This is a genomic window from Streptomyces sp. PH10-H1, from assembly GCF_030063355.1.
In the GTDB taxonomy this organism is placed as follows: domain Bacteria; phylum Actinomycetota; class Actinomycetes; order Streptomycetales; family Streptomycetaceae; genus Actinacidiphila.
Genome location: NZ_JASISZ010000057.1, coordinates 26,296 through 39,588 on the forward strand (window position 1 = coordinate 26,296; position 13,293 = coordinate 39,588).

Here is a 13,293-nt window from a genome sequence, read left to right on the forward strand (position 1 = left end):
TCCTTCAGGGGGGGTTGTCGGCGCGCCATGCGACGTAGTCGGCGACCGCCGCGGGGACGTCGAAGGCCGGGGTGAAGCCGGTGTCGTGGGTGAGCCGGGTGATGTCGAGGTAGGGGTCGTCGCCGGGGCCGTTCTGTCGGCCGGGCAGGAGCTCGAGCCGCAGGTCGGGGGTGATCGCCTGCAGGGCGTTCGCGAAGTCGCGGTTCGTGAACGGCCGGCCGCTGGACACGTTGTAGGTGTCGTGCCGCAGGGTCTCCGCGGTCGTCCGCAGGGCGATCGCGCGCCCGGCGTCCAGCGCGTTGAGCAGGCCGGTCGTGTCCGTGCGGAAGTAGCTGACCGGGTCCTCGTCGGGGATGCTGCCGGCGAGGTGGACGATGTCGCTGATGTCGTGGCGGTCGGCGAGGGCGAGGAAGGCGTCTCGGTCGGTGACGTCGAGGGGTTCCGCGGTGACCCGGCCGGCGAGGACCGACGGGACCTCGGTCCGGCGGTGCGTGGTGACGACGACCTGATGGCGTGCTCGATCGCGCGCACCCTCGACGTCATCGGGGAGCCCTGGTCGCCACTGATCCTGCGTGACGTGAATGTGGGGCTCACCCGGTTCGAGCAGATGCAGGCGGACCTCGGCATCTCCCGCAAGGTGCTGACCGAGCGGCTGAACCACCTCGTCGAGCGTGGCGTGCTCGAGCGCCGGCCCTACGACGGGCGCCCACGGTTCGAGTACGTCCTGACCGAGCGGGGAGCCGAGCTCGTCGACGTAGTGATGGTGATGGTCGCCTGGGGCGACAAGTGGCTCGCCGGGGACGCCGGCCCTCCGGTCCTCTACCGCCACCACGCGTGCGGCGAGGTCAGCCGTGTCGACCTCCGCTGTGCACACTGCGGACAGCCGATGCACGCCGGCGACGTCGAACTACTGCCGGGGCCGGGCGCCGTATCCTGACTAGACCAAGAGGTCCCAGTTAGGGATCATCTTTCGGACGCCGGTCATGCGCTTTGGGAGACCGCGACCTGGGGGTGTCACGGAGTACAACGACCGTTCCCGGCCCCGGTGCCGCGAGGCCAAGGCCCCGCATCTGTTTCATTGGTGGTCGCCTATGAAACACGACGACGGCCGCCGGGCACGTCCGCCCGGGGTACGCACGCGCGTCCACCGCCCGGCAGTCCCTTGACGCCCAACTCGACTCCCTCGCCGATGCAGGGGTGACCCGGGTCTTCTCGGAGAAGATCTCCACCCGTGCCACCAGGCGCCCAGAGCTGGAGGCTGCCGTCAAGCTCGCTGGAGAGATCCGTTCCTCCGGTGTGCGCGTCACTCTCGTCGTCCACGAACACAAGCGGCTCGGTCGCGGCATCGAACTCGCCATGCTCGCCGAGGAGCTGAAAGCGAACGACGTCGGCCTTGAATTCCTGACCGGGGAGCTGAAGGGCTCGCACGACCCCTCCGGCATCGTGTTTCACCGTACTGGCGGCAATGTCCGGCATGGAACGCGAGTACATCCGCGACCGCACTCTCGAAGGCCACGAGTCCGCCCGCAAGCGCGGCAAGACCATCGGCGGCGCGGACGTCACCGACGACGACATGCTGTCCATGGACCTCCACCTCCGCGGCACGGAGATGATCCTGCGCGACATCGCCGCCCGCCTCGTCATCACCAAGGGTAAGAAGAAGGGGGAACACCCAGCCCCCGCTACGGTCCTGCGGATGCTGCGCGAACACGACGAACGCACGGCCGCAGCCTTGACGACGTAGGGAGGGCGGCGCCCATCCCTTACGCAGCGCTACATGTCCGTTCGCCGTCACGGGCGTGACCGATTCGCGTATTTCCCGGCCACCGGTCCATCACCTCGGGCACGGTCGGACCGCGGCCATACTCCGACATCGGCTCACAGCGGGACGCTGCGCCGGCATCCGCGTGCCACGTGAATCCAGCTGAGCCCGACCAATGAGGGAGAAGTGCCATGGGGTGGCAGACCAAGGAGTTCGGGTCGTTCCATGAGGGCAGCGCGGGAGCGGTCCTGGCCGACGGCAGCGAGCTCAAGCCGATGTACTTCAACGTCGCCAGCAGCGGCTCCAGCGGCCAGACGACCAGCGACTGGCATGTGTACAACGGCACGTTCGGCGCGCCGACGGCAGCCGACCTGCAAGGCTCGTGCTCCTGCGGTTGGCGCGGCACGCTCCGCTACCCCATCGACTGGTCCCGCGTCGCCGAGGACGGCCCGCCCGGGGTCGACACCTCGGGCCCGGATGGCGGATTCTGTGGATGGGCTGGCTATCCGGCCTCGTCCTTGAGACGTTCGGGGTCGAGGACGGTGATGCGGCCGCGGGCGAGGCGGAGCAGGCCGCGGTCGGCGAGGTCGCGCAGGACTTTGGTGGTGGTCTCGCGGGAGGTGCCGGCCAGGGCGGCGATCTGTTGGTGGGTCAGTGCGATCTGGGGTTTGCGGGGGCTGAGGGGTCGTGGACGGCCTTCGGCGGCGAGAGTGGTCAGTGTGGTGGCGATGCGCTGTGGGACATTCTTGAAGACGCTGTCGGACAGGCGTTGCTCGATCTCGGTGAGGCGGCGGCCGAGGATTTCGGTGATGCGGGTGGCGATGCGGGCGTCGGCGAGCAGGTGGCGGCGGACGTCGGTGCGGCTCATGACGCAGACGATGACCTCGTCGAGGGCTTCGGCGAAGTTGTCGTACATGCGTTGTCCGAGCAGGACCATCTCGCCGAAGATGGTGCCGGGGCTGACGATCGCGGTGGTGAGGGCCCGGCCGTCGGCGGATACGCGGAAGATGCGGATGCGGCCGCGTTTGAGCATGAACAGCGTTTCGCTGGGCTGGTGCGGGGAGTACAGGATTTCTCCTGCGGTGTAGGTCTTCATCGGGGCCGCGGCGGCGATGACGTCCATTTCCGGCTCGCTGAGGTCACAGAAGATGTCGACTTCAGCGATGCACCAGGTCCGGTCGTCCGGTCCCGCTCCAGCGTCGCTCACGCGGGCGTCCCTTTCGGCAGCAGCGGGGGTCTCCCGTCGTCCCGGGGCCCAGGGCGGGGGCGCGGCGCCCCACGCCGGGCCGGCCAGCGCGTCGGCGCCCTCGGCCAGACAGTAGGGCATGGCACCCTCGCCCGGGCTGCTGGGACGCTGTGCGGCACTCCGGAGGGGTGTGCCGGGGCGGGATGTTGACGCGGGGGGTATCCGGCTCATCCGGCGTCCGAGCCGGTCCGCTTGCCCATCACCTGGGCGATACAGGAGAAGGCCAGGCCGGCGAGGAGCCCGAACACCAGGTGGGCGCCGAGGCTGGAGCTGGTGACGTCGTTCCACTCGAAGACCGGCATGCCCATGTTGGCGGGCATGATCCACAGGGCGCCGATGAACCACCACGCGGCGCCGTAGACAAGGCCGAGGACGATGCCCGGTGCCATGCGCTGGGCGAACTGTCCCAGCAGGGCGCCGAAGGTGATGCCGGCGAACAGTGCGATGGACAGGTGGATCAGCCAGCCTGCGAAGGCGTTGGTCGAGCCGAGGAGACCGGCGACCATGGTGATCATCGCCGTGTCCATCATCGGCCTGGAGACCGACATCCAGATGCCCATCCCGATGCCTCCGACCACACCGGCCGCGGCGCCCCACGCTGTGTGGACCGGGATGACGGCGGTTCTCGGGGATACCTGCACGGCGGTTGCCATGATCAGAAGTCCTCTCCTGGTGCGGGTGCCTGCTTTCGTCTCGACGCTAGGACCGGCAGTCTGTTCAGGTATGTGAGGGCGCTTACGTACGGGCCGGTAGAGGGTGCGGCCGTCAGGGGGATCTCTCGGCGATCAGCAGGGTGTAGCCGAGGGTGCCGTCCGCGACGCAGGCGCGGGAAGCGGCGAGGGCGGCTGGGGCCGCGTTCAGGTCCACGCCGGCGTCGGCGAGCCTGGCCGCGGCGGTCAGGCGCAGCAGGTTCAGCCGTGCCTCGATCTGGTCGATCATGCGGGTCATGGCCGCGTCGTGGCGCTCGGTGTGGACCGTACGCAGCCCGGCGGCGGCCAGGATCCCGGCGTACTCGGCCGGCGGGCGGGCATCGGCGATGCAGGCGATCCGCGCGGCGAGACCGGTCAGTTCCGGCGGGAGCCGGTCGGGGTCGGCGGTGACGTCGGTGATGCCGACCCGTCCACCGGGCCGAAGGACGCGGGCGAACTCGGCTGCGGCTTTGGCCTTGTCGGGGAAGGTGCACAGGGCGCACTCGCACACCACGGCGTCGAACACGCCGTCCGGATAGGGCAGGTGCTCGGCATCGCCGGTGGTGAAGGTGGCCCGCTCCGTGAGTCCCGCGGCGGCGGCCGTGCCTTGGGCGAGGGCGGTGTTGGCCGGGGAGTAGTCCACACCGTCCACGCGCACGCCGAAGGCGTCGGCGAGAAGGAGGGCGGTGGTGCCGCGGCCGGAGGCCACATCGAGAACGCGGCTTGTGTCGGTGAGTCCGAGATGGGCCGTGAGGCGCCGGGTCAGGGCGGTGCCGCCGGGATGGTAGGAGTCGCCGAGCAGCAGCGCGACCACGTCGGAGGAGTACGCGGCGGCACAGCATGTTTTGAGCTCGTCGCCGGCCGCGGCGGGCCGGCGGGTGCTCTCGTCGGGCGCTGGCTCCGGCGCGGTCATCGTGGGCCCTGCTTGGATTCGGCGGCGGGTTGTGCACCATGTGCGGTCTTGGAGCCGTAGGGGGTGTCGGTGAGCCGGTCGGCCAGCGGCAGCGCATTGGGCACGACGCCCGCAACCGGCACGCCGGACATCTGCGCGCGGACCTGCTCGCGGTAGCCGACGGAGTTGTAGGCGCAGAAGGGGATGAGGCGCCCGTCGGGGGTGATCTCCTCCACGCAGCACTTCATCAGCTGTTTGACGTTGAGGGTGTACGGGTCCTGGAAGTCCTGCACGACGATCATGAACGCCTTGTCGCCCAGGTCCTTGACGGCCGAGGGGAGGTCGATGCCGCAGGCGTCCGCGCAGTCCAGGGCCTCGGCGGTGGCCCGGAGCTTCTCCTCGGTGGTGGCGGTGCCCATGAACGCGGAGGCCGACCACAGCTTCTCCAGGGCCTCGCGGATCCCGGCGTCGGGCATGACGCGGTTGGTTACGTAGTCGAGGTAGTCCTCGACCTGGAGCAACCGGGGGATGGGAAGGACGGTTCGGTGGCCCGGCTCACCGTCCACGATCAGGTAGGTGACGGAGCGGCAGGTGGGGAAGCAGCAGGGGACGGGGAAAAAGTCGCCCTTCTGGAACCAGTCGGGGAGCTGCTGGTTGATGAGTTTGATGACGTCGGGGTTGGTGAGCCGGTTCAGCGGGTCGAAGGCGACATGGCGCCCGGAGTGGGTGACCGGCTGGAACGCGACGGAGCGCACGGCGGGGTGGTCGATGCCGAAGGTGATGATGGGGCCCAGTTCGTGCTCGTTCAGGCCGCGCTCGACGGCGGCGACCAGGGTGACGGTCAGCCCCGCCTCGGCGCAGTTGTCGAGTGCCTTCTGCTTGAACTTCCGCAGGTCGCGGCCCCGGATCTCGCGGTGGGTGCGCTCGTCGAAGCCGTCGAACTGCAGATAGATGTTCACCGACTTGCCCGGCACCCGGTTGCGCTTGCCCAGCTCGGTGACGAACCGTTTGTCGGAGGCGAGGCGGATGCCGTTCGTATTGAGGGTGACGTTCTTGATCGGCCGGGCCTGGGCGAGGTCGATGAAGTCCACGATGTGCTGGTGGATGGTCGGCTCACCGCCGGAGAACATCACCACCTCCGCCTCGCCCTCGGAGGCCACGAAGACATCGAGCATGCGCGCGCACTGGGCGTGGGTGATGGCGTAGCCGTCGCTCTGGTGCCCGGAGTCGGCGAAGCAGATCGGGCAGTCCAGGTTGCAGCCGGTGTTGACCTCGATGATGCCCAGACACGCGTGCTGCTTGTGCTCCGGACACAGTCCGCAGTCGCTCGGGCAGCCGTCCTTGACCTCGGTCTGGAAGACGAGGGGGATGGTGCCGGGCTTGTTGAACCGGGCCGAGGACAAGTACTCCTCGGCGTCCCCGTAGACCAGGGCCTCGAACGGGCCGTGTTCCTTGCAGCGTTTACGCAGGTAGACCTTCCCCTCGCGGATGTTGACCTGCGCGTCGACCGGGGTCTTGCAGATCGGGCAGATCGACTTGGTAAACTCGATGAACACCTCGTCCCGGTCCCGCTTGACCGGCGCCGCCGGTGCCGCCGGTGCCGCCGGTGTCGGCGCCGCCTGGTCCGTGGCCGGTGCCGTCTCGTCCGTTGTCATCGCATCTCCACATGGTCATCGTCATGGGCTACACCGGTGCGGGTGCGGGTGCGGGTGCGGGTGCGGGCCTGGTCAGGGTCGGTCCGGGCCCGGCCGGCGGCATGCAGCAGCACAGCCGCGTACAGGAGGGTCAGTGCGTCCTGGACCAGCACGATCCAGGACAACGGCTGGGACAGGTGGACCCCGAAGCAGCCGCAGTTCGCGACCGCAAGGCCGCGGGCGTACGCCTGCACCGCCAGCGCGGCCCACATCACCGAGACGGCTGTGTAGACCCACACCGGGGCGCGCGCCGTCGATCGAGGGCGGGCCAGGAACCAGATGCCGCACACCAGCTCGCCCGCGATCAGGACCACCGCGAGCACGGTCGCGGCGGCGCCGTCCACCAGCCTGTACGTGGCCAGAATCGAGGGCATGCGTCCGAAGGAGACGAGCTGGCCCAGAGACATCGCCGTGTACACCGCGCCCAGCACGCTCCGCAGCACCATGGTGTGGACGCTACGCCCGGTTTGGGCCGAGAACTGTAAGGCCGGTCACCGAACAGGCACCTTATCCGCGCGGCCATGAGCAACACGGCATCCCGCCGCCAAGTCTGCCGGCGGGATGCCTCGGAAACAGAGGGTCACGTGCCCGCTCTGGTACGTGTCGAAGGGCGGATGCCCACCGGGATCGGCAGACCCCGTACCCGCTGATCGCGCGTAGAATCGGCTCATACCGGCAGGGAGGCGTCATGCGACGCACCATCCGCATCGGACCGTTCAGATTCGGGACCGGCCGCAGCCGGGAGCGCGCGGTGGCCGGCCCGGTGAGCCGCGGTCGCTTCGCCGTTGATGTGGCAGAGGGCCTGATGGGCGTCGGCGCCCCGTTCAGGTGCGGGAGCAGCGCCCTGGGGTTCCGCGTGCTCGTCACCGACAAAGAAACCGGCCGACGCCAGTACATCTCCGAAAACTACACCCACGACCTGGCGTACGCCGACGGAGAAAAGTACATCACCAAACTGGTCACCGGCAGGAAGCGCGTGAAGTGACACCCGGACGTGCCCGGTGCGTGCAGGGCCCGGCCGACTGCTTGATGGGCCGCGGCGAGCGCGCGGCACGTCAGCGCAGAAGCGCGCGCCGCTCCGCCTCCTCCTTGACCGACCGGAGCGAGCCCACGACCGTCTCCTCCCACCGTGCGGCAACCAGACGGCCCCAGCGTTCTCCCAGCGCCCACCCATCGGTGCCCAGCTCACCCCGGTACTCCAGCCGCGTCCCCGATCCTTGCTCGATGAGCTGGAAGGACTCGACGACGGCCGGCACCGGTCCGCGCACCAAGCGGAAGTCGACCCGGCCGGGGCGGGTGAACCGCACCGTCTCCGTCGTCGTCGCGGTCAGCCGCCCGCCCGCTACAGGCGTGAAATGCGCGGCGAGCACCATGTCGGCGACCCGCTCCAGCACCTGCACCTTCTCCCGCATCGCCCGGGTGGCCCGCCCGAGATAAGGCTGGGCGATCACATCGAAGACCACGTCCCGAGGCGCCCTGATGTCGATCATCTGCGGTCCCAGAGAACGGGTCCGCCGGCCCACCCCCAGGTCGAGCGGCAATGCCCCCGTCACCAGCCCCACATACCCGGCCGCAACACCGCCACCCGCCACCGCCACCATCGCCAGCCGTCTGACCCACGCCATGCCCACGTCCGTTCCCCATCCACTCCACATGCCGTCCGGGGCACGACGCTACGGCCTGCCGCCCCGGCCGTCGGTGATCACGCTCACGTTCCGCCCACGGGTCGGCCGTCTAACGTGGGCACAACGACCCGCGCTCGAAGAAAGGCCGGCCCACGTGCCTGTATCCGATCTCACCGACAGCCGCGCTGCGACCGACGCGCTCCTGGGGATCCTGCGCCAGGGCCGCTGGAGTCCGCGTGCGGTCGCGCGTTTCCTCGCCCTGGCCGCCGACCGTTCGGTGCGCCAGGCGGTCCGGCGTCCACGGGCACTCGCGGAGATCACGGCTCTGCACGGCGCGGTGCTCACGCTGGCCCGGGGACGAGGGCGCGGATGGGTGGCGGCCAGCTGGACGCTCAGCGCCCTCCACCTGGGGATGCTGGAGAACCGCGACCGGCTCTCGCCCGCCGATGCGCTGACGCTGGTCCGCGGCAACCTCCCAGCCCTGGCAGCGGGGTCGGGTCGCTGGGCCGGCGTGATGGCGATCGCCTCCGATCTGGCCGACGGCCACCTCGCCCGCCGTCAGGGGACCGTCTCCCCGTTCGGCGACTACGCCGACTCTTTCGCCGACGCAGGGTTCTGGACCTGGCTGGTGCTGCGGCACGAACCCAGCCGCGCCGTGCGCGCCGCGGCGATCACCGCATGGGTGGTGCCGGTTGCCGCCGTGACAGCCGCAAGCCTCGCCCGCGGCGAGATGGCCGAGCGGCCCAGGCCGGCGCTGTTGCGTCCGGCGGCCGCGATGCAGGCCATCGTCGCGGTACGCCACCTCCTGCGGCCCTGAACCGGCTGCAGCCGACACTCGCCGTCCGGCCGCCGACGACCAAAGCCGTACAGACGGCGGCCGTCTTCGCCGTTCACGTGCCCCCGCCATGGCTCTCGGCGGTCTCCGGTACGCCCTCGACGGCCACCGCGTGCCAGAACGCAACGTGGTTCTTGATCCTGCGGGCGAACGGGCTGGGATGCGGGTAGTACCAGGCCGCGTTCGGGTTGACCTCATCGCCGACGCACACCGTGTAGTAGCTGGCGATGCCCTTCCACGGGCACAGTGACTTCGCCCGGCTCTCGGTGAAGTACTCGCGATGCAGGGACTCGGGCGGGAAGTAGTGGTTGCCCTCGACGACCACGGTGTGCGCCGCTTCCGCGATCACCGTGCCGTTCCACACCGCGCGCATCATGATCCGTCCTCTCGCCAAACTGGGCTGTCCAGTACCGAAGCTATGCCGCTTCGGCGGCGTGATTCGGTGATCGCGCTTACATTCACGTCCGCCTTCAGCCCAGGATGTCGCCGAACCCTGCCGCGGCCAGCGCCTGCTCCTGGGTTTGGACGGTCCCGGTGAGCGCGGAGTGCTCTGCGGCGAAGCGGGCCGCGGCCTGCGAGGTGGCGAAGAAGTCGATACGGCGGCAGAAACGGCCGCCGGCGCCGACGCACACGCGGTGGTCGGCTCCGTGGAAAGGGACGGGGTGTCAGGAGGCGCAGCAGGACAGCTTGGAAACGTCGCGGGTGTAGGTCTGGGCGGCCAGTTTCAGCCCCTCGGCCATGGTCAGGTAGGGGCACCACAGGCCGGCGATCTGCTGCACGGTCATCCTGCCCGCGAGGGCGTAGACGGCCGTGGCGATCATCTCTCCGGCGTTCGCGGCGATGATGTGGACGCCCAGCAGCTTTCCGGTGCCGGCCTCGGCGACGAGCTTGATCAGGCCGCGGGTGTCGCGGTTGACCAGGGCCCGGGGCACGTACTGAAGGGGCAGGACGCGGCAGTCGCAGGCGATGCCCTGCGCGACCGCCTGGGCGTCGGTCAGCCCGGCAGCGGCGATGGCCGGGGTGGTGAAGGCGACCCGGGGCAGGTGGTGGTAGTCCAGCGTGCGCTCCGCGCCGTCGAGGGCATTGTCGGCCGCCACCACCCCATGAGCGCCGGCGACGTAGACGAACTGCGGATGCCCAGTGACGTCACCGGCAGCCCAGATCCTGGGGTGGTGGGTGCGCAGGTGCTCATCGACGAGCACCTCACCGCGCGGGCCGGTCTTGACCCCCACCTTCTCCAGGCCGAGGTCGTCGGTGACTGGGCGGCGGCCGGTGGCCACCAGCAGCTGCTCGGCGCGCAGTTCGAACACCTCGCCGTCGCGGGCGGCGGTGAGGGTGTAGCCGCCCCGGTCGCGGCGCACGGCGGTAACTGTGGCGGCGGTGTGCACGCCGATGCCCTCGTCGCGGAAGACGTCTTCGATGACGGCGGAGACTTCCGGTTCCTCGAAGGGGGCGAGCCGGTCCAGCGTCTCGACGACGGTCACCTTCGTGCCGAGCCGGGCGAAGAGCTGGCCCTGCTCCAGGCCGATGGCATTGCCGCCCACCACGATCAGCGACTCCGGCAGGTGGTCGAGTTCCATGGCAGTGGTCGAGGTGAGGTAGCCGGCCTGGTCCAGGCCGTCGATCGGCGGCGCCCACGGGGCCGAGCCGGTGGCGATCAGGTAGTGCCCGGCCTCGATGGTGGTGCCGCCGTCGTCCAGGACGACCTCCAGGGCCGGGCCGGGGGCGAAGCGGGCCGCACCGTGCAGGATCCGCCAGTCGTACTCGGCCGCCAACTCCACGTACTTCTCTGCCCGCATGCCCTCCACCAGCGCGGTCTTTCCGCCGATCAGCGCGGAAAAGTCCACCGGGCCGGCCTCGGTCCTGATCCCCGGGAAGGGCTGGGAGAGTGCGACGTGCCGGGCCTCGGCGGCGGCCAGCAGTGCCTTGGAGGGCACGCAGCCGGTGTTCACGCAGGTACCGCCGACCGTGCCGCGCTCGACCATCACCACCCTCGCGCCCTTGGTGCGGGCCGCGATGGCGGCGGCGAACGCCGCACCGCCCGAGCCGATGATCGCCAGATCGAAGCCGGATACCGTCTCGCTCACCACGCTGCCTCCTACGCCGGGGTCCGGGCTCGGCCGGGGCTGATGCCGATGCCGATGCTATGTGCCTTGCCGAATAGCCACATGGCACCATACTATGCGGTTAGGCGAATAGTTCCAGTCCTTGGAGGGACCTGCCGTGACCGACCACCCCACCGCTCCCGTCGCCGAGCGGGCCGCAGCACGTGAGAGGTGTTCCCACAGCGACACAGTGGCCCGGTTCTTCCGCGCGCTGTCCGACCCCACCCGGCTGCGGATGCTGGAGTTCATCCTCGCCGCCGAGCGCACCTCCGCCGAGTGCGTCGAGCACACCGGGATCTCCCAGCCGCGCGTGTCGGTCCACCTGTCCTGCCTCGTGGACTGCGGGTACGTCGTCGCCCGCCGCGACGGGCGCAAGCTGCGGTACTCCGTCGGTGACCCCCGCGTCGCCGACCTGATCGTGCTCGCCCGGGCCCTGGCCGCCGACAGCGCCACCGCCCTGGACTGCTGCACCTGCATCCCACCGGCCGACCGTGATTGACAGCCAGTCGTCCAGCGACGGCGGCAGCAGGACCTGGTGCGGGTCGAATGGTCGGCGTTGCGCTTGAACCACACGGCTTCCCACTAACGTCTTCAGCAGATCCTTACCCAGGATGTCGAAATCGTCGCGCGTGCTTCTACCTATCGGTGAGAGCGCCTGACCAGGGCGCGGAAGCTTTGAGGAGCCGACCATGAAGTACATGCTGTTGATGCAGTTCAGCCAGAAGACGGCGGACTTCCCGGGGATCGGGACCTGGACCGCGGAGGAACTCAAGGCGCACATCGCGTTCATGATGGACACCAACAGGAAGTTCACCGAAGCCGGAGAACTGGTCGACGCCCAGGGGCTGGCGATGCCGGAGACGGCCCGGATCGTCCGCTCCCACGGCGGCGGCGTGCCTGTAGTCACCGAGGGCCCCTACCCCGAGACCAAGGAGTTCCTGGCCGGCTACTGGATCGTCGACTGCGACAAGCCCGAGCGGGCGATGGAGATCGCCGCGTCCATTTCGGCCGCGCCCGGCCCCGGCGGCGCCCCGCTGAACATGCCGATCGAGGTGCGCCAGGTGATGTCGGCACCGCCCGAGGAGATGTGAGCACTGGCTGACGCGGGCGTTAGCGCCGAGGACCTGCTGCGCGAGCTGGCGCCGCAGGTCATCGGCGTGCTCACGCGGCGGTTCAGGGACTTCGACGCCGCCGAGGACGCCGTCCAGGATGCCTTGCTGGCCGCGGCGACCCAATGGCGCGACGAGGGTCTGCCCCGCAATCCGCGCGGATGGCTGATCCAGGTCGCGAGCCGCCGCATGATCGAGCAGGTGCGCAGCGAGCAGGCACGGCGCCGCCGGGAGAATCTCGCGGCCAGCCTGGCGCCCCTGGACCGGCAGTCGGCGCCAGCAGCGGACGACGACGAAGCTGCGGACCGGGACGACACGCTGATCGTGTTGTTCATGTGCTGCCATCCGGCTCTGTCACTGGCGTCCGCGATCGCCCTGACCCTGCGGTCGGTGGGAGGCCTGACCACGACCGAGATCGCCCGCGCCTTCCTGGTGCCCGAGTCGACCATGGCGCAGCGGATCAGCCGGGCCAAGCAGCGCATCAAGACCTCCGGGATCCCCTTCGGTATGCCCGGCCATGACGACTGGGCGCCTCGACTCGACGCGGCGTTGCACGTCCTATATCTGATCTTCACCGAGGGATCCACCAGTAGTAGCGGCCCGGACTTGCAACGCGTCGAGCTCTCGAAGGAAGCGATCCGGCTGGCCAGGGCCGTGCACGACCTGCTCCCCGACGACAGCGAGGTCACCGGGCTGCTCGCGCTGATGCTGCTGACCGATGCCCGAAGCCCGGCGCGCACCGGCCCGGGCGGCGAGCTGATTTCGCTGGCCGAGCAGGACCGCAACGTGTGGGACGGCAACGCCATCGCCGAGGGAGTCGAGCTCATCACCGCAGCCCTGCCCAAGGGCCCCGTAGGCCCTTACCAGGTTCAAGCGGCGGTAGCCGCCGTCCACGACGAGGCGGCGACGGTCGAGGAGACCGACTGGCCCCAGATCTTCGCACTGTACGGAGCGCTGGAACACATGTCTCCCACTCCCGTGGTGTCGCTCAACCGCGCCGTCGCCGCCGCTATGGTGCACGGCCCGGCGATGGGCCTCGACATACTCAGGGCCTTGGAGTCGGACCGACGCCTGGCGGGGCACCACCACCTGTACGCCGCCAGGGCCCATCTCCTGGAGATGGCCGGCGACTTCCGGGCGGCGATCGAGAACTACCGCGAAGCGGCGAACCGTACGACCAGCCTGCCGGAACGGCACTACCTCACCATCCGGGCCGCCAAGCTCGCCGCGCCGCCCACCCCGGCCCCGACAGGCCGTGGCGAGCAGACCAAGAACGGCCCCCAGTAGCAGGCCTTCGGCGGCAGGCCCCGGTACAACAATCCGGCGCAAGGCAAGC

At 69.8% G+C, this 13,293-nt stretch carries 17 protein-coding genes and 1 pseudogene; 8 read left to right on the forward strand and 10 right to left on the reverse strand.

The features are described 5' to 3' along the window. Window positions 1-4: 4 nt before the first annotated feature. Entirely contained in the window at window positions 5-661 is a 657-nt protein-coding gene (locus QMK24_RS28710; protein WP_283469711.1) for an NAD-dependent epimerase/dehydratase family protein, read from the reverse strand. Here QMK24_RS28710 and QMK24_RS28715 point away from each other — a divergent pair. The 3 genes and pseudogenes from QMK24_RS28715 (at window position 584) to QMK24_RS28725 (ending at window position 1,744) form a co-directional block, all read left to right on the forward strand. Next, on the forward strand, window positions 584-937 hold the full coding sequence (locus tag QMK24_RS28715; RefSeq protein ID WP_283469745.1) for a winged helix-turn-helix transcriptional regulator: 354 nt from the start codon (window positions 584-586) through the stop codon (window positions 935-937). The two genes, QMK24_RS28710 and QMK24_RS28715, sit on opposite strands and share 78 nt — an antisense overlap. Before the next feature lie 251 nt (window positions 938-1,188). Next, a pseudogene (locus tag QMK24_RS28720) lies at window positions 1,189-1,383 on the forward strand (recombinase family protein); the annotation flags it as partial. 91 nt (window positions 1,384-1,474) lie between these two features. Further along, window positions 1,475-1,744, forward strand: a complete 270-nt coding sequence (locus tag QMK24_RS28725; protein WP_283469712.1) for a hypothetical protein — start codon at window positions 1,475-1,477, stop codon at window positions 1,742-1,744. Window positions 1,745-2,264: 520 nt separating this feature from the next. Here the strand turns inward: QMK24_RS28725 and QMK24_RS28730 are convergent. The 5 genes from QMK24_RS28730 to QMK24_RS28750 form a co-directional block, all read right to left on the reverse strand. Continuing rightward, window positions 2,265-3,089 carry a Crp/Fnr family transcriptional regulator gene (locus QMK24_RS28730; RefSeq protein WP_283469713.1) on the reverse strand — a complete coding sequence of 275 codons (825 nt, stop codon included), beginning with the start codon at window positions 3,087-3,089 and terminating at the stop codon, window positions 2,265-2,267. Between the two features lie 86 nt (window positions 3,090-3,175). Next, a complete protein-coding gene (locus tag QMK24_RS28735; RefSeq protein WP_283469714.1) occupies window positions 3,176-3,661 on the reverse strand; it encodes a hypothetical protein in 486 nt (161 codons plus the stop codon). A 112-nt stretch (window positions 3,662-3,773) separates the two neighbouring features. Continuing rightward, window positions 3,774-4,610: a class I SAM-dependent methyltransferase gene (locus QMK24_RS28740; RefSeq protein ID WP_283469715.1), complete on the reverse strand. Its 837-nt coding sequence runs from the start codon at window positions 4,608-4,610 to the stop codon at window positions 3,774-3,776. Continuing rightward, on the reverse strand, window positions 4,607-6,244 hold the full coding sequence (locus QMK24_RS28745; RefSeq protein WP_283469716.1) for a radical SAM protein: 1,638 nt from the start codon (window positions 6,242-6,244) through the stop codon (window positions 4,607-4,609). Before QMK24_RS28745 ends, QMK24_RS28740 begins: the two co-directional genes overlap by 4 nt. Beyond that, complete coding sequence (locus QMK24_RS28750; RefSeq protein ID WP_283469717.1) at window positions 6,241-6,729, reverse strand: MauE/DoxX family redox-associated membrane protein; 489 nt, start codon at window positions 6,727-6,729, stop codon at window positions 6,241-6,243. Before QMK24_RS28750 ends, QMK24_RS28745 begins: the two co-directional genes overlap by 4 nt. A 242-nt stretch (window positions 6,730-6,971) precedes the next feature. On the opposite strand from QMK24_RS28750, the gene QMK24_RS28755 reads away from it, so the two are divergent. Next, complete coding sequence (locus QMK24_RS28755) at window positions 6,972-7,268, forward strand: hypothetical protein (RefSeq protein ID WP_283469718.1); 297 nt, start codon at window positions 6,972-6,974, stop codon at window positions 7,266-7,268. A gap of 70 nt (window positions 7,269-7,338) precedes the next feature. Here the strand turns inward: QMK24_RS28755 and QMK24_RS28760 are convergent, their stop codons facing one another. Continuing rightward, complete coding sequence (locus tag QMK24_RS28760) at window positions 7,339-7,908, reverse strand: SRPBCC family protein (RefSeq protein ID WP_283469719.1); 570 nt, start codon at window positions 7,906-7,908, stop codon at window positions 7,339-7,341. Between the two features lie 154 nt (window positions 7,909-8,062). Here QMK24_RS28760 and QMK24_RS28765 point away from each other — a divergent pair, with 154 nt between their 5' ends. Continuing rightward, the gene (locus QMK24_RS28765; protein ID WP_283469720.1) at window positions 8,063-8,725 is read left to right on the forward strand and encodes a CDP-alcohol phosphatidyltransferase family protein; all 663 of its coding nucleotides are present in this window, start codon (window positions 8,063-8,065) and stop codon (window positions 8,723-8,725) included. Between the two features lie 73 nt (window positions 8,726-8,798). On the opposite strand, the gene QMK24_RS28770 is transcribed toward QMK24_RS28765, so the two are convergent. The 3 genes from QMK24_RS28770 to merA all read right to left on the reverse strand — a co-directional run bounded on the left by QMK24_RS28770 (window position 8,799) and on the right by merA (window position 10,830). After that, entirely contained in the window at window positions 8,799-9,119 is a 321-nt protein-coding gene (locus tag QMK24_RS28770; RefSeq protein WP_283469721.1) for a DUF427 domain-containing protein, read from the reverse strand. Between the two features lie 94 nt (window positions 9,120-9,213). After that, window positions 9,214-9,375: an organomercurial lyase gene (locus QMK24_RS28775; RefSeq protein WP_283469722.1), complete on the reverse strand. Its 162-nt coding sequence runs from the start codon at window positions 9,373-9,375 to the stop codon at window positions 9,214-9,216. A gap of 33 nt (window positions 9,376-9,408) precedes the next feature. Next, the gene (gene merA, locus QMK24_RS28780; protein WP_283469723.1) at window positions 9,409-10,830 is read right to left on the reverse strand and encodes a mercury(II) reductase; all 1,422 of its coding nucleotides are present in this window, start codon (window positions 10,828-10,830) and stop codon (window positions 9,409-9,411) included. Between the two features lie 136 nt (window positions 10,831-10,966). Here merA and QMK24_RS28785 point away from each other — a divergent pair, with 136 nt between their 5' ends. From QMK24_RS28785 to QMK24_RS28795, 3 genes are all read left to right on the forward strand, one after another. Further along, entirely contained in the window at window positions 10,967-11,347 is a 381-nt protein-coding gene (locus QMK24_RS28785; protein WP_283469724.1) for an ArsR/SmtB family transcription factor, read from the forward strand. 190 nt (window positions 11,348-11,537) lie between these two features. Continuing rightward, window positions 11,538-11,939: a YciI family protein gene (locus QMK24_RS28790; RefSeq protein ID WP_283469725.1), complete on the forward strand. Its 402-nt coding sequence runs from the start codon at window positions 11,538-11,540 to the stop codon at window positions 11,937-11,939. A 3-nt stretch (window positions 11,940-11,942) separates the two neighbouring features. Then, complete coding sequence (locus QMK24_RS28795; protein ID WP_283469746.1) at window positions 11,943-13,244, forward strand: RNA polymerase sigma factor; 1,302 nt, start codon at window positions 11,943-11,945, stop codon at window positions 13,242-13,244. Window positions 13,245-13,293: the final 49 nt, after the last annotated feature.

Excerpts from the sequence above, each read along its gene's own strand:
- QMK24_RS28725 (WP_283469712.1), top strand. The coding sequence starts at position 1,475 with ATGGAACGCGAGTACATCCGCGACCGCACTCTCGAAGGCCACGAGTCC.
- QMK24_RS28730 (WP_283469713.1), bottom strand. The coding sequence starts at position 3,089 with ATGCCCTACTGTCTGGCCGAGGGCGCCGACGCGCTGGCCGGCCCGGCG.
- QMK24_RS28735 (WP_283469714.1), bottom strand. The coding sequence starts at position 3,661 with ATGGCAACCGCCGTGCAGGTATCCCCGAGAACCGCCGTCATCCCGGTC.
- QMK24_RS28740 (WP_283469715.1), bottom strand. The coding sequence starts at position 4,610 with ATGACCGCGCCGGAGCCAGCGCCCGACGAGAGCACCCGCCGGCCCGCC.
- QMK24_RS28745 (WP_283469716.1), bottom strand. The coding sequence starts at position 6,244 with ATGACAACGGACGAGACGGCACCGGCCACGGACCAGGCGGCGCCGACA.
- QMK24_RS28750 (WP_283469717.1), bottom strand. The coding sequence starts at position 6,729 with ATGGTGCTGCGGAGCGTGCTGGGCGCGGTGTACACGGCGATGTCTCTG.
- QMK24_RS28755 (WP_283469718.1), top strand. The coding sequence starts at position 6,972 with ATGCGACGCACCATCCGCATCGGACCGTTCAGATTCGGGACCGGCCGC.
- QMK24_RS28760 (WP_283469719.1), bottom strand. The coding sequence starts at position 7,908 with ATGGCGTGGGTCAGACGGCTGGCGATGGTGGCGGTGGCGGGTGGCGGT.
- QMK24_RS28770 (WP_283469721.1), bottom strand. The coding sequence starts at position 9,119 with ATGATGCGCGCGGTGTGGAACGGCACGGTGATCGCGGAAGCGGCGCAC.
- QMK24_RS28790 (WP_283469725.1), top strand. The coding sequence starts at position 11,538 with ATGAAGTACATGCTGTTGATGCAGTTCAGCCAGAAGACGGCGGACTTC.